The organism is Oxalobacter paeniformigenes (assembly GCF_027158465.1).
GTDB lineage: Bacteria > Pseudomonadota > Gammaproteobacteria > Burkholderiales > Burkholderiaceae_D > Oxalobacter > Oxalobacter paeniformigenes.
Window position 1 is genome coordinate 56,121 of record NZ_JAMKYL010000007.1, and the last position, 16,920, is coordinate 73,040.

The window sequence follows — 16,920 nt, forward strand, 5'->3', positions numbered from 1 at the left end:
TATTACGAGTTGTTTTGAGCGCTCATTTTTGCGATGAACATGACATCCTGCGATAACGGGATCAGGTGTTGCCCGCCGTCGACCATGATGGTCGTGCCGGTAATGGCCGGAGAATCGGCGACGAAACAGACGGCCGAAGCGATGTCCTCGGGGGTGCTGGAACGTCCCAGCGGTGTGTTTTTGTGTGCGATCTGGAAATCCTGTTCGGTCTGTTCACCCGAGACGAGGGTAATGCCGGGTGCGATGCCTACGACACGCAGCTTCGGTGCCAGTTCCTGTGCCAGCAGGGTGGTGGCGGTATTCAGTGCGGCTTTCGACAGGGTATAGGACAGAAAACTCGGGTTGAGATTGTCCAGTTTCTGGTCCAGCAGATTGATGACGACCGATTGTTCACCTTCAGGTGTCATGGCGTACAGTGCACGGGATAGCAATACCGGTGCCGTCAGGTTCGTGCGCATGTGAAAATCCAGCGAATGCGCCGAAAAGTCAGTTACGCTGTCGTGCTCGAATACCGAAGCATTGTTGACGAGACACGATGGCGTTCCCAGAGCTTGCTGAACCCGTGTCATGAGGGTATTGACGGCATCTTCATCGGTCAGATCGCAACGCAGCGCGACGGAACGGCGTCCCAGATTCCGGATGTCCTGGACCGTTCGCATCGCATCCTGTTCGGAGAAACGGTAATGCACGGCGACATCCCAGCCATGTTCGGCAAGGAACAGGGCGATAACGCGGCCGATACGTCTGGCGGCGCCGGTGACCACTGCGATTTTGGATGGCTGAGGGGACATGGATGGAAAGTCGTTTTGCCGGATGAAAAACGAAATTGTACGCGAAGCCACAGGGTTTGCGGCAGGGATCGTGTCATCCTGTGCGGTAAATGGCGATCTTTCGATGGTTTGGCGCTAGACTTGACGTCAGGAATGATCGACAGGAAAGATTGCCGTATATGACAAATGTACAAGTGCCACCGGAAGCAATCGTTTCATCCGACAGACTGAAACGGAAAATTATCCGGGAGATTATGTCGCAGGAGGGATGGATATCGTTTGCACGCTACATGGAGTGTGTTTTGTATGAACCGTTACTGGGCTATTACAGCGGCGGGTCAGTCAAACTCGGTCGTGACGGGGACTTCGTGACGGCACCTGAAATCAGCACCCTGTACGGCAGGACCATGGCACAAGCCATATTGCCGTTACTGGAACAGACAGGCATGCGGATACTGGAATTCGGAGCGGGGTCCGGCAAGCTGGCGCGTGACATCATGGATGAACTGGCCGATGCCGGCAGACCGCCGGTACAGTACAGCATACTGGAGCTTTCCGGGGAGTTGCGTCAGCGTCAGCAACAGACGCTGGCGGGATATGAGATGGTACGCTGGCTGACAGAGTTGCCGGAATGTTTCGATGGTGTGATGATCGCCAATGAAGTGCTCGATGCCATGCCGGTAGAGCTCGTTGTCAGGCGGGACGGCAGTTGGCATGAATTGGGTGTGGGATATGAAGACGGGGAACTGGTAATGCGCGAGCGGACGGCAGGTGATGTGCTTTTGGATGCCATCGCATGCCGGATTCCCGATGCGGACAGGCTGCCGGAAGGATATGTCACGGAAATCCACACGCGTGCATACGGATTTGTCAGGACACTGGCCGATATGCTGGTATCGGGAAAAGCCGGTGTGGCGGTATTGTCTGATTACGGGTTTCCTGCGCATGAGTATTACCATCCCGACAGAATCCGTGGAACGCTGATGTGTCATTACCAGCATCAGGCGCATACCGATCCGTTTTATCTTCCGGGATTGCAGGATGTGACGGCGCATGTCGATTTTACGGCCGTTGCACGTGAGGCGGAAACGGGCGGAGCGGATGTGCTGTGCTATGCGAATCAGGCGGCTTTCCTGATCGGAGCGGGACTGATCGAAAGACTGGAAAAAGAGGTAAGAGACAATACCGGCGATCCCGTACGGTTACGGGCAGTCCAGACCTTGCTGTCGTCGGCCGAGATGGGCGAGCTGTTCAAGGTCATGGTATTGGGACACCATGTCGAACCGCCCGCATTCATGTCGGCGATCGACAGAAGCGGGCGGCTGTAAACCGTGGAAAGGGGACAAGACCTTATTTGCCGGAAGACTGCGCAGTCGCCATCTTTGCCGTCAGATCTTTTCTCTGGATCGGCTCGGACCACGTAAAGTCGGTTTTGACCTTGTCGCGGCGCATATCCATGTTCCATCCGCCACGGCCGGAAGACGTTTCGGCCCATCCGGAGAGACTGACCGACAGGGGAATCCGGATTGTGGACATTTTTTTGTCATCCAGTTGCATATAGGTACGGATGGCGATCTGTTCCATGATTTTCTGCGCCGGCGGAGAGCAGTTGTCACGGATATAGGCACGTGCATTCGGATTCTGCAGAACTTTTTGCCAGTCGGTTTCGCCGGGGACGGTGTTGTACAAGCCTTTCATGAACTTGTAGGCGCCGGCTTCGCCTTCACGGAAACGGAGCGTGAAGTCGTACTGGGCGACATATGTCCAGATACCCGGCAGGGAATCGGTCTTTTCATAAGAGCCGACCTTGATCCACTTGCATTGGTAGGCATCCGACAGCATATCGACCATATCTTCGTCATTCGGGCGTGCGCAACCGGTCAGAATGGATACGGCCGGTGCGATGAGCAGGCACAAAAGAAACAGTTTGTATTTTTTTAAAGCGTTGAAAATCATTCGATCAGTCCATAGTCAGTAATACAACCGATCCGTCATTGTACTGAAAAAGTGCCCATAAAACGAACATGAGTTTTCGTACCTTACGGGCACCGTACGGTACAGCGACGACAGGCCGGTATCATGCACCCCAGTAAATATCCTTTTTCTTTTTGTTTGCGGCCTTGAGCAGTTGCAAAAACGGATAGGAGCGAGCAGAGAAACTCACCGGCGGTTCCGGTTTCGGTTGTTTCGGTTTCTTTTCCTTGTAGGGATCATCGTCCTTGTCGTCGCCTTCTTCCTGTTCGCGTTCCCGACGTTCCTGTTCTTCTTTTTCCTGCCGTTCCCTTTCGGCTTTTTCTTCCGCCTCGATCTGTTTTCTGCGAGCGATTTCTTTTTCAAGTGTGGCGATAGCGGCTTCGGTCTCATCCGAAGTAATGATGCCTTTTTCGGTTTCTTTTCCGAAAAGGTCAAGAATTTGCTTGGCGTTTTCCTCGAACATCATGATGTCCGCGCCAGCTTTCGATTTGAATATAACAAGCATGTTTTTCTCCCGAATAAATATGACAGGCTGAAAATTCCGGAATCACATCTCTTTCAGCGCCCGCCTGTACTGGATCGCCTCGGCGATATGTTCAGGCAGAATCATTGCCGTGCCTGCCAGATCCGCGATGGTTCTGGCGATTTTCAGAACGCGGTGGTATGCACGCGCAGACCACATGAAACGCGACATGGCCGACTTGAGTAACTGTTCCCCGGTTTTCTCCGGTACACAGAACATATCGATTTCACTCACGGTGAGCAAATGGTTGGGTTTGCCTTGCCGCTTTATCTGCAAGTCGAAAGCGCGGGCGACACGTGCTGCAATCGCAGCGGATGATTCTCCGTCAGACTGTTTTAACAGTTCTTCCTGTCCAGGCGCATTGATCTGTATCTGGATATCGATACGATCAAGCAGTGGTCCCGATATTTTTCGCTGGTAACGTGCAATGGCATCCGGGGTGCACTGGCATTTTCCGGAAGGATGGCCATGGTAACCACACGGACAGGGATTCATGGCGGCAATCAGCTGGAAGCGAGCCGGGAAATCAGCCTGTCGTGCTGCACGCGAAATCACGATATGTCCCGATTCAAGCGGTTCGCGCAAGACCTCAAGGACATGGCGGTCGAATTCCGGCAATTCGTCAAGAAACAGGACACCCTGATGTGCGAGCGATACCTCGCCGGGACGTGGTATGCTGCCGCCACCGATAAGCGCGACGGCAGATGCCGTGTGATGCGGCGCACGGAAGGGACGGATCTTCCATTGTAACGGACTGAACGTGCCGCAGATGGAACTGACAGCTGCCGACTCCATGGCTTCCTCTTCCGTCATGGGCGGCAATATGCCGACAAGACGGGATGCCAGCATCGTTTTGCCTGTACCGGGCGGACCGCTCATCAGGACACTGTGGCGACCGGCTGCAGCGATTTCCAGCGCTCTTTTGGCTTGTTGCTGGCCTTTGACTTCGCTGAAATCGGGATATTGCGGCATGTGAGTGACGGCTGTTTCGGAAAAAGGATGCAGAACCGGTTGTGCCTGATCAGAATTGAGGTGGGCGCAGACATCAAGCAATGTGTCGGCCGGCAATACCGAAAGGCCGGAGACAAGTGCGGCTTCCGGGGCATTGTCGCGCGGTATGATGAAAGCATGGTCAGGTGCGTCGGAGTATGACTGCCGGATGGCGCACGCCATGGCCAGCGCACCGCGGACAGGACGCAATTCTCCGGAGAGGGACAATTCACCGGCGAAAGTGCAGGCGGTGAGCCTGTCCTGACGGATTTGTCCGGATGCCGCCAGAATGCCCAGCGCGATGGGCAGGTCGAAACGGCCGGATTCCTTGGGCAAGTCCGCAGGTGCCAGATTGACAGTGATGCGTCTGGCGGGAAAGTCGAAATGGGTGTTTTGCAGTGCGGCTCTGACCCTGTCGCGTGCTTCCTTGACTTCGGTTTCAGGCAAGCCGACGATAGTGAAAGCCGGCAAGCCATTGGCGATATGGACTTCCACCGTGACTTCCGGCGCATTCATTCCGGCAAGGGAGCGGCTTTTGAGAAGGGCAAGGGTCATTTTCCGTCGTCGGGATGGGATGGATGGTTTTCCATGTGCCGCAGCTTGTGTTCAAGTTCCGAGATGCGGGCTTCAAGGGAAAGAATCTTGTTTTCCAGCCGTGAAATGAGCAATTTCTGGACTTCATAATCTTCCGCTGTCACGACATCCAGTCGGGAAACGGCCTGTGTCAGGACGGCCCGGATATTGCGTTCGATGTCTTTTGCGGGAGATGCGGACATGAGTTGTCCCAGTTTGGCCTGCAGATCGTCCAGTAATTTCTTGCTCATGATGTTTCCTTTGCATGGATGGAAAGCCGTTTGTCCGGCGGCAAGCGACAGAGCAGTCATCGCGAAGTTGGATAAGCGTATTTTAGCGGACTATTGCTCGCTACGGTTTCGGCAGACAGGGAATTGCGCAAGAAAATGCATGATACGTGGTGCTATTCGCCAAAAAGCGTGCATATGACACGAACCTGACAGAATTGGCTGGCAAGTCGTGTCATATCAAGCAATTATTTTCATTAACAGGTAGTATATGGAAATCGGTGCGGACTGATCTGTTGAGCGGTATTTTTTGACAAGATACATGTCGGCGGCATTTTTGAGACTGTACGGCGAACATGGGATGATCGTCGTGCAGGATCGACCGGAACAGATCAAGCACAGTCTCTATTGTGGATAAACGCGAACGGAAGGATTTTTATGGTTCCTCATTTAGTTACGGCATTGAACGGACCGTTGCTTGAACTGGAAAAAACCATTATCGACTCGACACCGTCCATCGAAAGATGGTTCCGTCTGGAATGGCAGGATCATACGCCGCCGTTTTACTGTTCGGTCGATTTGCGCAACGCCGGTTTCAAGCTCGCACCTGTCGATACCAATCTGTTCCCGGGGGGATTCAACAACCTGTCGGTTGAAATGCTGCCGCTGGCGGTACAGGCGACCATGGCCGCGATCGAAAAGTATTGTCCGGATGCGAAGAATCTGTTGCTGATTCCGGAAAGTCATACGCGGAATATCTACTATCTGCAAAATATCGTGAGACTGATCGAGATTTTGCGCCAGACAGGGCTTAACGTCAGGCTTGGTTCGTTGTCGGAAGATATCAAGGTGCCGACACCGTTTACCCTGCCCGACGGAACGACGCTGATGCTCGAACCACTGGTGCGGATCAATAACGGACGACGTGTCGGCGTCGGCGATTTCAACCCGTGTACTATCCTGCTCAACAACGATCTGAGTTCCGGTACGCCCGATATCCTGCGCAATGTCTATGAACAAAGCCTTTTCCCGCCGCTGCATGCCGGATGGACGGTGCGCAGAAAGAGCAATCATTTCGCGGCATATGAAGATGTCGCCAAACGGTTTTCGAAAATGCTGGGTATCGATCCCTGGCTGATCAATCCGTATTTCTCGAAATGCAGTCATGTCGATTTCGGAGCGCATGAAGGAGAAGAATGTCTGGCTGCCAGCGTGCATTCGGTGCTGGTCAGAATACGGCGAAAATACAAGGAATACGGTATCAAGGAAAAACCGTTTGTTATCGTCAAGGCCGATGCCGGAACCTATGGTATGGGTATCATGACAGTCACGGATGCCAGCGAAGTCAGGGAGCTCAACCGCAAACAGCGCAACAAGATGTCGGTTGTGAAAGAAGGCTTGCCGGTGCGCGATGTCATCATCCAGGAAGGCGTGCATTCGCTTGAAAGAGTTGACGATGCGGTGGCCGAACCGGTGGTGTATATGATTGACCGGTATGTCGTAGGCGGGTTCTATCGGGTTAACGAACGACGCGACATCAATGAAAATCTCAATGCACCCGGTGCGCATTTCGTACCGCTGGCATTCGCGCAACAACATACCTTGCCCGACAGGGGGGCGCAGCCCGGTACAGCGGCTCCCAACCGGTTCTACATGTATGGCGTGATTGCACGGCTGGCACTGCTCGCTGCGTCGATCGAACTGGAAAAGACCGATCCCGACATGCAATGATAAGGAAAAACTGACATGGAACTGGCTTTTTATGCAGACCCGCCGGATACCTTCAAGGTATGGAAAGACTCGACATACGCCATGATGGCGGAAGCGGCGAAGCGTGGGCACAGGATACATGTCTTTCTCCAGCAGGATATGGCGTTGCGTGGCAGGGATGTCAGTGTGCATGCGGCGCATATCGGGCTGACCGGAAGCGAAGAAGGGGAATGGTTCAGGGTGAAGGGCATGCAATGGCGCGGACTCGAAACGTTCGATGCCGTGATCGTTCGCAAAGACCCGCCTTTCGATGTCGATTATCTCAACGCTACTTATTTGCTTGAGCTGGCTGAAGCAAAAGGCGCGCGGGTATTCAATCGTCCCGCCGCAATCCGCAGCAGCAATGAAAAGCTGGCGATAGCGAGGTTTCCGGAATTCACAGTCCCGACACTTGTGTCAGCGTTGCCCGAACTGTTACGTGCCTTTCACGAAGAATATCGCGATATCATTCTCAAACCGCTCAATGCCATGGGTGGAGCGGGTGTTTTCCGGGTCGGTCCGGATGGACGCAATCTGGGGGCCATTCTCGAAATGCTGACCGCTAACGGGACGCGAGCCATTATGGCGCAGTGTTATATCCCCGAAATCGTCGATGGAGACAAGCGGGTATTGCTGATAAACGGGCAAGTCGTGCCGTATGCGCTTGCAAGGATTCCGCAGCGAGGAGAAGTCAGGGGGAATCTGGCGGCAGGTGGCGTCGGTCGTGCGCAGCCGCTTACACCCGAAGACCGGCGCATCGCAGAGACGCTTGCACCGGTACTGGCGGAAGAAGGACATTTTCTTGTCGGGCTGGATATTATCGGCAAGTGGCTGACCGAGATAAACGTCACCAGTCCGACATGCTTCAGGGAAATCACGCGACAGACGGGTTTCAATGTTGCCGGACTGTTTATGGATGAACTGGAAAAAGCGGTTTGATCGGCGTGCCGAATTCGCTAAAATGCCTGAAAAGGTCTGGTTTGCAGACAAACGGTATTTTGATTCATCCCATTCATTCGGATTATATGGTAGGCATACTCCTTCTCATGCATGAGCCGTTGGCAGAGGCGTTCATGACTACCGCCATGCATCTGTTCGAAGGCGAACAGGAACGTATCGAGGCGATCGATGTCAAGGCGGATCAGGACATATGCGATGTCAACCGGATGGCTCTTGACGCCATCGGGCGGCTCGATGATGGCTCAGGTGTTCTCGTGCTGACCGATATACTGGGGGGGACCCCTTCGAACTGTTGCCACCAGCTCAGTGTGGAACACAAGGTGCAGGTGATTGCAGGAGTCAGCCTTCCCATGCTGTTGAGAGCGATCACCTATCGGAAAAACGATCTGGAAACGGTCATTGAAAAAGCGCTTTCCGGCGGCAAGAACGGTGCCGTGCGTATCGATCCGTGTTGAGAGAACGGGATGGGAGCTGTAAGGCCTGACAGCAGGGTTTGCAGCCGGAATATGCGCGCAGTCTGGCGTTTAAACGCAATAATGGGTAAACATGGTACAAACGGAACTGGAAATCATCAACAAACTGGGATTGCATGCCCGTGCTTCTGCCAAACTGACACAACTGGCGTCGAAATATGCCTGTGAAGTCTGGATGACGCGCAACAATCAGCGGATCAATGCCAAGTCGATCATGGGTGTGATGATGCTGGCGGCAGGGAAGGGATCGAAAGTGTTGCTGGAAACGGATGGCGACGATGAAGTCGAATGCATGCAGGCACTGACCCGGTTGATCAACAACCGGTTCGGTGAGGCCGAATAGGGATCGACAACCGGGAATATCATGGCATCTTTTTCACTGTTCGGCATTTCGGTATCGCGCGGTATCTCGATAGGCCGTGCCCATCTGATCGCCCATGCGGCGATGGATACCAAGCACTATCTGGTTCCGCAGGAAAAGGTGGAAGCCGAAGTCGAACGATTGCAGCAGGCGCTGGGAACCGTACAAAAAGAACTGGAAACGATCTGGACAAGCCTGCCGCAGGATGCGCCGGTCGAACTGGGCGCTTTTCTGGACGTGCATGCCATGATTCTGGCCGATTCGGTCATATCGAAAGAACCGTTCAACATCATCCGGACGCGCCGCTACAATGCCGAATGGGCATTGATGACGCAGATAGAGGAACTGACCGCACGTTTTGAGCATATCGAGGATCCCTATCTGAGAGAACGCAAGGCCGATATCCAGCAGGTGGCCGAGCGGATCATGAAAGTGCTGACCGGTACGCCGACCGATTATCATCCTGTCGCGTCGAACTCTGATGATGAACGTATCGATATGATCGTCGTGGCATACGATATTTCACCGGCCGACATGCTCCAGTTCAGGGATGATACGTTCAGCGGTTTCGTCTCGGAAATCGGCGGCCGCAATTCCCATGCGGCGATTGTCGCGCGCAGTATCGATACGCCAGCGGTATTCGGACTGGCCGGCGCATTGTCGCTGATTCGGCAGGACGATTGGCTGATCGTGGATGCCGATGCCGGTATCGTCATCGTCAATCCGACACCGCTTGTCATGGAGCAGTATCGCGCCAGACAGGCCGCGCAGGCCAAGGCGCGCAAAAAACTGACGCGCCTGAAAAAAACGCCGGCGGTTACGCTTGACGGCACGCCGGTGGCGCTGATGGCCAATATCGAATTTCCTGACGACTGCATGGTGGCACTGGAAAACGGTGCAACTGGCGTCGGACTGTTCCGTTCCGAGTTCCTGTTCATGGGCCGCAGCGGCGGAATCAGCAAGATACCGGGTGAGGATGAACAGTTCGAGGCATACCGCAGGGCGGTGACCCTGATGAAAGGGCGGCCGGTGACGATACGGACGCTGGATATCGGCGCAGATAAACCGATCGGAACGCGCGAATCCGTTACGTTGAATCCTGCACTGGGCAAACGGGCGATCCGTTATTGTCTGGCGGAACCGGATATATTCCTTTCACAGATTCGTGCCATTCTCAGGGCATCCGCTTTCGGGCCGGTCAAACTGATGGTGCCGATGCTGGTGCATGCATTCGAGATCGACCAGACGCTGGCGTTGATCGAGGAAGCCAAGTCACAGCTGAAAGCGGCCAACCGGAAATTCGATGAAAATATCCAGATCGGTGCGATGGTGGAAGTGCCGGCAGCCATACTCGGGTTGCCGATGTTCACTTCACGGCTGGATTTCCTGTCGATCGGGACTAACGACCTGATACAGTATGCGCTGGCGATAGACCGTGTCTATCCTGAAGTCGCGCATTTGTACAATCCGTTGCATCCTGCGATCCTGTCGATGATTTCCATGACGATCTGGGCGGCGGACAAGGCGGGTATTCCCGTTTCCATTTGCGGTGAAGTGGCGGGCGATCCGGCATTGACCAGACTGTTGCTCGGAATGGGGTTGCGCGAGTTCTCGATGCACCCTGCACAGCTGCTGAATGTCAAACAGGCCATATTGTCGAGCGATGTGACCCTTCTGAAACCGAAGGTCGACAAAATCCTGACGCTGGTGGAAGAAAACGAGATCGAAGAGGCTGTGCGGCAGTTGCAGGACGACGCGAAAACCGAAACCGATGCATAATGGCAGACAGGGCGGTTTGACGTGTTCTGGCGACTTCGTTATGCTAGCGGCATGGCGCCGATTTGAACAAGACAGCTTGCGGGCGCCGGGGTATCCTGAACAAATACGGCTAAAGCGAGCTTGAATGACAAGCCCGATTGGCTGATTGCTGTCGGGCATTTTTTTATGATGATTTCCAGAACGTACCGGTCATGGAAATGAACGGTACGGCAAGACAGAATATTTCATGACATCAGTTGGAATCGTTTCACCTTCTTCGATGCACTTTGCGGAACCGCTGGTTTTGCAAAGTGGCGCCAGTATTGCCGATTACACGCTGGTTTACGAAACGTATGGCGAGCTGAATGCGGATCGTTCCAATGCCGTATTGATTTGCCATGCGCTCAATGCATCGCATCATGTAGCCGGTGTATATGCCGATGATCCGCGCAATACGGGGTGGTGGGACAATATGGTCGGTCCCGGCAAGGCCGTCGATACCAACCGTTTCTTTGTGATTGGTGTCAACAATCTGGGGTCCTGTTTCGGTTCGACGGGGCCGATGAACATCAATCCGGAAACCGGAAAGCCTTACGGTGCGGATTTTCCCGTGCTGACCGTCGAGGACTGGGTCAATGCACAGGCGCGTCTGGCAGACAAGCTGGGTATTACGCAATTCGCTGCCGTGATGGGCGGTTCGCTCGGCGGCATGCAGGCGCTGGCATGGAGCATGCAATATCCCGACCGGGTCCGGCATGCCGTCGTCATCGCGTCGACGGCCAAACTCTCGGCGCAGAACATCGCTTTCAACGATGTGGCACGGCAAGCCATTTTGTCCGATCCGGACTTTCATGGCGGCGACTTTTACGCGCATGGCGTCGTGCCGAAAAACGGTCTGCGCGTGGCCCGTATGATCGGTCATATCACGTATTTGTCCAACGACGATATGTCCGAAAAATTCGGGCGCGAATTGCGCTCTGGTGAATACAAGTTCGGCTATGGTGTCGAATTCGAGATCGAGTCCTACCTGCATTATCAGGGCGAGAAATTTTCGGCGTATTTCGATGCCAATACGTATTTGCTGATTACCCGTGCGCTGGATTACTTCGACCCTGCGGCGGCATATGGCGGTGATCTGGACAAGGCGCTTGCCTGTACGCGCGCCAAATACCTGCTGGTTTCCTTTACGACCGACTGGCGCTTTTCGCCGGAATGCAGCCGCGCGATCGTCCGTTCACTTGTCAGCAACGAACGGCAGGTGACTTATGCCGAAATCGATGCACCGCATGGACATGATGCCTTTTTGCTCAATGACGAGCGTTACCATGAAGTGGTTCGTGCCTATTACGAACGTATCTGGCAGGAAATCGGAAAGGATGAGCAGTCATGAACGTGCCTAAACTGAAAAAACTGCGCGCGGATCTGGCGTTTATCTCGAACTGGGTGGAAAACGGTGCCCATGTGCTCGATCTCGGCTGCGGAGACGGTGCCTTGCTGGAATATCTCCAGAAAACGAAAGGTTGCACCGGTTACGGTGTCGAAATCGACGATCTGAAAATACCCGGGTGTATCCGGCGCGGTGTCAGCGTCATCCAGCACGATCTGGAAAAGGGGCTTTCATATTTCAAGAATGATTCTTTCGATACGGTGCTGTGTCTGTCGGCATTGCAAATGATGAAGAATGTGGAAACCCTGTTGCGTGAAATCGTCCGTGTCGGCAACGAAGCCATTGTCTCTTTTCCGAATTTCGCTTACTGGCCCCATCGTTTCGCCCTGATGGGCGGGCATATGCCAGTGTCGTCCGAGTTGCCTTTCGAATGGTACGATACCCCCAATTTGCGTTGCGCCACTATCCGGGATTTCGAGAATCTGGCCGATCTGGTCGGTCTGAAGGTCATTGATTGCGTGGCGTTGCACGAAGGCAAACCGGTCACCATGGCGCGTAACTGGCGCGGCAGTCTGGCGATTTTCAGGTTGCAGAAAAAAAATATGGTCAACGCATAATGGCCCTTTCAGGAAAATGGAAAGCCGCACTGGATCCGCGTTTGCTGATCTGTGTTTTTCTGGGCTTTTCATCGGGATTGCCACTGTTCATCCTGCTGACGCTTTTGCAGGCATGGCTGACCAAATCGGGACTTGACGTTCAGTCGCTGGGACTGTTCGCGCTGGTCATGTTTCCCTATACCTGGAAGTTCCTCTGGTCACCGCTGATGGACCGGTTTTCGTTCCGCTGGCTGGGACGTCGTCGTGGATGGATGGCGCTGACACAGGTCGGTCTGTTCGTCTCGATCGGTGTGCTGGGGATGCTCGATCCGAAAACGCAGCTTTGGGCCGTCGGCTTGCTGACGGTACTGATCGCCTTTTTGTCCGCCAGTCAGGATATCGTCATCGATGCCTTCAGGCGTGAATTCCTGCCTGACGAGGAACAGGGGCTGGGCAGCGCCATCCACGTCAACGCCTATCGTGTGTCGGGTATGGTACCCGGCGCACTGTCGCTGATTCTCGCCGATATGATGCGCTGGGAATCCGTGTTCTGGATAACCGCCGCATTCATGTTGCCCGGGTTGCTCTGTACGCTGGTCATTCGTGAACCGGCCATTCATGGCGCACCGCCCAAAACCATCCGTGAGGCGGTGATTTTGCCCTTTACCGAATTTATCGGTCGTGCCGGATGGAAAAGCGCGTTGCTGATTTTGACCTTCATTTTTCTCTACAAGCTCGGCGACAGTCTGGCGACGGCACTGGCGACGAAGTTTTATCTCGATCTCGGATTTACCATGACCCAGATCGGCATCATCGCCAAGACGACCGGTTTCTGGGCCAGCCTCATCGGTGGCCTTCTGGGCGGTATCTGGATTATCGGGCTGGGTATCAACCGGGCGTTATGGGTGTTCGGTGCCGTGCAGGCGCTGGCGATTCTGGGATTTTCATGGCTGGCGCTGGATGGCGCCGATCCCTTGCTGCTGGCGTTCGTGATCGGTTTCGAGGCGTTCGGCGTTGGGCTGGGGACGGCGGCTTTCGTCGCCTATATCGCGAAAACGACCGATGAACGCTATACCGCCACGCAGTTCGCACTGTTCACCAGTCTGGCGGCGGTGCCGCGGACATTCATCAATGCATCCGCCGGTTATATCGTCGATGTGACCGGCTGGTTCATGTTTTTCAACCTGTGTTTCGTTCTGGCGTTGCCCGGCATGATGTTGCTGCCGAAAGTCGCGCCATGGGGCAAAAAACAGGAATAAATCCGCAAATACCGGAAAATTTGCCCGGTTGAGTGTAAAATTTTCATCTTTGGAAGAATTCGCCTTCGGGTGATCGGCAATCATATCCTGTCCGGTTCGCAAAATGGCCATGACGGGCGGACAGGCAGCAAATGGGAGAAAGTATGGCGCAGCAGTTTCTGGAAATGCCCGACAAGGACGGGTATTTCGGCGAGTACGGCGGACAGATCGTTTCGCCTGAATTGAAAGCGGTCATGGATGAAATCGCCACCGCGTATGAAGAAGTCAGCAAGACAAAAGCGTTTCAGGACGAATTGCAGGAACTGTATGCGGATTTCGTCGGCCGTCCCAGCCCGATTTTCTATGCCAAACGTCTGTCGGAACGTCTGGGCGGCGCACGCATTTTTCTGAAACGCGAAGATCTCAACCATACCGGTGCGCACAAGATCAACCACTGTCTCGGTCAGGCACTTCTGGCCAAATACATGGGCAAGACCAAGGTGTTGGCGGAAACCGGTGCAGGCCAGCATGGCGTCGCACTGGCGACGGCTTGCGCGCTGGTCGGCATTCCCTGTGAAATCCACATGGGGGAAATCGACATCAAGAAAGAACATCCCAACGTCACCAAGATGAAAATTCTGGGATGCAATCTGATTTCCGTCACGCGCGGCGGCAAGACGCTCAAGGATGCCGTGGACAGCGCATTTGAAGAATATCTGAAAGACCCGAAAAACTTCCTGTATGCCATCGGTTCTGTCGTCGGCCCGCATCCGTTCCCGAAAATGGTACGTGATTTCCAGAGCATCGTCGGAAAAGAAGCCAGAGCGCAATTTCTGGCGCGTGAAAAGAAATTGCCTGACGTCGTGACCGCCTGCGTGGGTGGCGGCTCGAACGCCATCGGCATCTTTACGGAATTTTTGCCGGATGAATCGGTGGAACTGGTCGGTGTGGAACCGGCTGGCAAGGGACTGGATACGCCGGACAATGCCGCGACGCTCAGTCTGGGCAAAAAGGGAACGCTGCACGGCTTCAAGTGCTATACCTTGCAGGATGACAAGGGCGAACTGTTGCCGGTCTATTCCATTGCGTCCGGTCTGGATTATCCGGGCGTCGGACCGCAACACTGCTATCTCAAGGATATCGGCCGGGTCAAATACGAAGCCATTACCGACAAGGAATGTCTGGACGCATTCCTGACGCTGTCGCGTATCGAAGGCATCATTCCGGCACTGGAAAGCGCCCATGCCGTCGCCTACGCCATGAAGATCGCGAAAGAACTGGGACCGGACAAGACCATTCTGGTCAACCTGTCCGGCCGTGGCGACAAGGATGCCGATTTCATCGCCAACTATCTCGGCATCAACTGATCAGACCGTCAGGTCGTAACGGATCGTCAGGGGAGCGTGGTCTGAAAACCGCGTTTCCCTGTAAATTTCCGCGGAAACCGCCTTGCCGGCCATGCCCGGCGTGGCGATCTGGTAATCGATACGCCATCCCGTATTGTTCTGCCATGCCTGTCCCCGGTTGCTCCACCAGGTATAGGATTCTCCTGTCGTATCGGGATGCAGCTTCCGGTACACATCTACCCAGCCCAGTTCATCGAAAACACGCGACAGCCATGCCCGTTCTTCCGGCAGGAAACCGGAATTTTTCTGGTTGCTTCGCCAGTTTTTCAGGTCGATTTCACGATGCGCGATATTCCAGTCGCCGCAGATGACATATTCCCTGCCGCTTGCCATCAGTTTTTCAAGATGCAAAAAAAACCGATCCATGAAACGGAATTTGGCTTCCTGACGTTCCGGAGAGGATGAACCGGACGGCGCATACAGGGAAATCAGGCTGAAATCCCGGAAATCGCATTGGAGGTAACGTCCTTCGGCATCGAATTCCTCACTGCCGAAACCATGAACGACATGTAACGGTTCGATACGGCTGTAAATCCCAGTACCCGAATAGCCCTTCTGGACGGCATGGTCGAAATAACCATGAAAACCGTCCGGCCCGGAAAGTGCGGGCGACATATCGCCGGACTGTGCCTTGAGTTCCTGTACGCAGACAAGGTCTGAGTTGGAGGGGCCAGTTATCCAGTCCAGAAACCCTTTTCTGGCGGCAGAACGGATACCGTTGAGATTGGCGGTCGTAATGGAGAGCATCGTTTTCTTCCGGTAAAAGAACCTATCATACCCGAAAGCGCAAGTTTGCTCCGGCTACCGGTTATCGGGACGGCACGTTACAATACGGCATTCCCATTCTGTTGCGAGGTCTGAAAGTGAGTGCATTAAGAGAAGAATTCATCCGTTTCGCCGTCGATTGCGGTGTATTGCGTTTCGGTGAATTCGTGACGAAAGCCGGCAGGACATCCCCCTATTTTTTCAATGCCGGTCTGTTCAATGACGGACAGTCGCTGGGTCGTCTGGCCGATTACTATGCCGATACCCTGCTGCAATCGGGTGTGTCGTTCGATATGCTGTTCGGCCCCGCATACAAGGGGATTCCGCTGGTCGCGGCAGTCGCCGTCTCGCTGGCAGCGAAAGGGCGGAACGTGCCGTTCGCCTACAACCGCAAGGAAGCCAAGGACCATGGCGAAGGCGGTGTCATCGTCGGTGCACCGCTTAAAGGAAAGGTCGTCATCATCGACGACGTGATTTCCGCCGGTACGTCCGTCAACGAATCGGTCGGCATCATCCGTCAGGCAGGCGCCACGCCGGGCGTGGTGCTGATCGCGCTGGATCGTATGGAACGCTCCGGCAAGGACAATGCCCTGTCGGAACTGTCCGCCGTTCAGGAAGTACAGAAAGCGCACGGCATGCCCGTTCTGTCGATCGCCAATCTCGACGACTTGCTCGGCTATCTCGAAAAAGCGGGAACGACCGAAGAGCTGGAACGCTACAAAAATGCCGTCAAGGCATATCGCGACCGTTACGGCGCAAGCCGCTGACGATATCTTTCGGGCGGCTTGCAGGAAGGGAAAACCGCCCGTCTTTATGTAGGAATTGGCACGGAAAATCGCAATGTCTTTTCGGAAGAAACAGACACAAATGCACAAATAAAGCTTCAAAAAAATCAAAAAACAGCGTTTTTGTTGCGTTTAAGATACAAAAAAACTTGAATGGCGAACGAAATTCAAACACGCTACCTACCTACCTACCTACCTACCTACCTACCTACCTACCGCTATTCTGTCAATGACTCCCGCAGGGATTCCTCACTTTTTTTTAATTTAAAAGGGCAGAATAAAATGAAAAAAACGCTTATCGCTTTGGCTGTCTTGGGTGCCGCTGCCGGCGTGGCTCATGCACAATCCAACGTTACCATCTACGGTGTCGTCGATACCGGTTTTA

17 protein-coding genes are annotated in these 16,920 nt (G+C 54.2%); 11 read left to right on the top strand and 6 right to left on the bottom strand.

The features are described from left to right. Nucleotides 1-2 precede the first annotated feature (2 nt). Complete coding sequence (locus NAI64_RS08125; RefSeq protein ID WP_269299501.1) at nt 3-791, bottom strand: SDR family oxidoreductase; 789 nt, start codon at nt 789-791, stop codon at nt 3-5. A 158-nt stretch (nt 792-949) separates the two neighbouring features. On the opposite strand from NAI64_RS08125, the gene NAI64_RS08130 reads away from it, so the two are divergent. Then, nucleotides 950-2,098 carry a class I SAM-dependent methyltransferase gene (locus NAI64_RS08130; protein WP_269299469.1) on the top strand — a complete coding sequence of 383 codons (1,149 nt, stop codon included), beginning with the start codon at nt 950-952 and terminating at the stop codon, nt 2,096-2,098. 22 nt (nt 2,099-2,120) lie between these two features. Here NAI64_RS08130 and NAI64_RS08135 read toward each other — a convergent pair whose 3' ends face one another. The 4 genes from NAI64_RS08135 to NAI64_RS08150 all read right to left on the bottom strand — a co-directional run bounded on the left by NAI64_RS08135 (nt 2,121) and on the right by NAI64_RS08150 (nt 5,081). Further along, nucleotides 2,121-2,726 (bottom strand): hypothetical protein, encoded by a 606-nt coding sequence (locus tag NAI64_RS08135; RefSeq protein WP_269299471.1) that lies wholly within the window; start codon nt 2,724-2,726, stop codon nt 2,121-2,123. 121 nt (nt 2,727-2,847) lie between these two features. After that, the gene (locus NAI64_RS08140) at nt 2,848-3,249 is read right to left on the bottom strand and encodes a DUF1840 family protein (RefSeq protein WP_269299473.1); all 402 of its coding nucleotides are present in this window, start codon (nt 3,247-3,249) and stop codon (nt 2,848-2,850) included. A 42-nt stretch (nt 3,250-3,291) separates the two neighbouring features. Continuing rightward, on the bottom strand, nt 3,292-4,812 hold the full coding sequence (locus NAI64_RS08145) for a YifB family Mg chelatase-like AAA ATPase (RefSeq protein ID WP_269299475.1): 1,521 nt from the start codon (nt 4,810-4,812) through the stop codon (nt 3,292-3,294). Next, nucleotides 4,809-5,081, bottom strand: coding sequence for an accessory factor UbiK family protein (locus NAI64_RS08150; RefSeq protein ID WP_269299477.1), 273 nt, complete (start codon nt 5,079-5,081; stop codon nt 4,809-4,811). Before NAI64_RS08150 ends, NAI64_RS08145 begins: the two co-directional genes overlap by 4 nt. A gap of 414 nt (nt 5,082-5,495) precedes the next feature. On the opposite strand from NAI64_RS08150, the gene gshA reads away from it, so the two are divergent. The 9 genes from gshA (at nt 5,496) to trpB (ending at nt 14,946) form a co-directional block, all read left to right on the top strand. After that, nucleotides 5,496-6,788, top strand: a complete 1,293-nt coding sequence (gene gshA / locus NAI64_RS08155) for a glutamate--cysteine ligase (protein WP_269299479.1) — start codon at nt 5,496-5,498, stop codon at nt 6,786-6,788. A 15-nt stretch (nt 6,789-6,803) separates the two neighbouring features. Beyond that, complete coding sequence (gene gshB, locus NAI64_RS08160; protein ID WP_269299481.1) at nt 6,804-7,745, top strand: glutathione synthase; 942 nt, start codon at nt 6,804-6,806, stop codon at nt 7,743-7,745. Nucleotides 7,746-7,831: 86 nt separating this feature from the next. Next, a complete protein-coding gene (locus tag NAI64_RS08165; protein ID WP_269299483.1) occupies nt 7,832-8,221 on the top strand; it encodes a PTS sugar transporter subunit IIA in 390 nt (129 codons plus the stop codon). Between the two features lie 91 nt (nt 8,222-8,312). After that, on the top strand, nt 8,313-8,582 hold the full coding sequence (locus NAI64_RS08170; RefSeq protein WP_269299485.1) for an HPr family phosphocarrier protein: 270 nt from the start codon (nt 8,313-8,315) through the stop codon (nt 8,580-8,582). 21 nt (nt 8,583-8,603) lie between these two features. Continuing rightward, nucleotides 8,604-10,379, top strand: coding sequence for a phosphoenolpyruvate--protein phosphotransferase (ptsP, locus tag NAI64_RS08175; RefSeq protein WP_269299486.1), 1,776 nt, complete (start codon nt 8,604-8,606; stop codon nt 10,377-10,379). Between the two features lie 226 nt (nt 10,380-10,605). Continuing rightward, on the top strand, nt 10,606-11,748 hold the full coding sequence (gene metX, locus NAI64_RS08180) for a homoserine O-succinyltransferase MetX (RefSeq protein WP_269299488.1): 1,143 nt from the start codon (nt 10,606-10,608) through the stop codon (nt 11,746-11,748). After that, a complete protein-coding gene (gene metW / locus NAI64_RS08185) occupies nt 11,745-12,362 on the top strand; it encodes a methionine biosynthesis protein MetW (protein ID WP_269299489.1) in 618 nt (205 codons plus the stop codon). Before metX ends, metW begins: the two co-directional genes overlap by 4 nt. Then, a complete protein-coding gene (locus tag NAI64_RS08190) occupies nt 12,362-13,600 on the top strand; it encodes an AmpG family muropeptide MFS transporter (RefSeq protein WP_269299490.1) in 1,239 nt (412 codons plus the stop codon). Before metW ends, NAI64_RS08190 begins: the two co-directional genes overlap by 1 nt. A gap of 143 nt (nt 13,601-13,743) precedes the next feature. Continuing rightward, complete coding sequence (trpB, locus tag NAI64_RS08195) at nt 13,744-14,946, top strand: tryptophan synthase subunit beta (protein WP_269299492.1); 1,203 nt, start codon at nt 13,744-13,746, stop codon at nt 14,944-14,946. Here the strand turns inward: trpB and NAI64_RS08200 are convergent, their stop codons facing one another. Then, the gene (locus tag NAI64_RS08200; protein WP_269299494.1) at nt 14,947-15,732 is read right to left on the bottom strand and encodes an exodeoxyribonuclease III; all 786 of its coding nucleotides are present in this window, start codon (nt 15,730-15,732) and stop codon (nt 14,947-14,949) included. A 116-nt stretch (nt 15,733-15,848) separates the two neighbouring features. Here NAI64_RS08200 and pyrE point away from each other — a divergent pair, with 116 nt between their 5' ends. After that, nucleotides 15,849-16,517 carry an orotate phosphoribosyltransferase gene (pyrE, locus tag NAI64_RS08205; protein WP_269299496.1) on the top strand — a complete coding sequence of 223 codons (669 nt, stop codon included), beginning with the start codon at nt 15,849-15,851 and terminating at the stop codon, nt 16,515-16,517. Nucleotides 16,518-16,920: the final 403 nt, after the last annotated feature.

What these genes read in the sequence shown, in the direction of transcription:
- NAI64_RS08145 (WP_269299475.1), bottom strand. Translation starts at nt 4,812, where the DNA reads ATGACCCTTGCCCTTCTCAAAAGCCGCTCCCTTGCCGGAATGAATGCG.
- NAI64_RS08135 (WP_269299471.1), bottom strand. Translation starts at nt 2,726, where the DNA reads ATGATTTTCAACGCTTTAAAAAAATACAAACTGTTTCTTTTGTGCCTG.
- NAI64_RS08125 (WP_269299501.1), bottom strand. Translation starts at nt 791, where the DNA reads ATGTCCCCTCAGCCATCCAAAATCGCAGTGGTCACCGGCGCCGCCAGA.
- NAI64_RS08200 (WP_269299494.1), bottom strand. Translation starts at nt 15,732, where the DNA reads ATGCTCTCCATTACGACCGCCAATCTCAACGGTATCCGTTCTGCCGCC.
- trpB (WP_269299492.1), top strand. Translation starts at nt 13,744, where the DNA reads ATGGCGCAGCAGTTTCTGGAAATGCCCGACAAGGACGGGTATTTCGGC.
- NAI64_RS08140 (WP_269299473.1), bottom strand. Translation starts at nt 3,249, where the DNA reads ATGCTTGTTATATTCAAATCGAAAGCTGGCGCGGACATCATGATGTTC.
- NAI64_RS08170 (WP_269299485.1), top strand. Translation starts at nt 8,313, where the DNA reads ATGGTACAAACGGAACTGGAAATCATCAACAAACTGGGATTGCATGCC.
- NAI64_RS08165 (WP_269299483.1), top strand. Translation starts at nt 7,832, where the DNA reads ATGGTAGGCATACTCCTTCTCATGCATGAGCCGTTGGCAGAGGCGTTC.
- ptsP (WP_269299486.1), top strand. Translation starts at nt 8,604, where the DNA reads ATGGCATCTTTTTCACTGTTCGGCATTTCGGTATCGCGCGGTATCTCG.
- metX (WP_269299488.1), top strand. Translation starts at nt 10,606, where the DNA reads ATGACATCAGTTGGAATCGTTTCACCTTCTTCGATGCACTTTGCGGAA.
- NAI64_RS08190 (WP_269299490.1), top strand. Translation starts at nt 12,362, where the DNA reads ATGGCCCTTTCAGGAAAATGGAAAGCCGCACTGGATCCGCGTTTGCTG.
- metW (WP_269299489.1), top strand. Translation starts at nt 11,745, where the DNA reads ATGAACGTGCCTAAACTGAAAAAACTGCGCGCGGATCTGGCGTTTATC.
- gshB (WP_269299481.1), top strand. Translation starts at nt 6,804, where the DNA reads ATGGAACTGGCTTTTTATGCAGACCCGCCGGATACCTTCAAGGTATGG.
- NAI64_RS08150 (WP_269299477.1), bottom strand. Translation starts at nt 5,081, where the DNA reads ATGAGCAAGAAATTACTGGACGATCTGCAGGCCAAACTGGGACAACTC.
- NAI64_RS08130 (WP_269299469.1), top strand. Translation starts at nt 950, where the DNA reads ATGACAAATGTACAAGTGCCACCGGAAGCAATCGTTTCATCCGACAGA.
- gshA (WP_269299479.1), top strand. Translation starts at nt 5,496, where the DNA reads ATGGTTCCTCATTTAGTTACGGCATTGAACGGACCGTTGCTTGAACTG.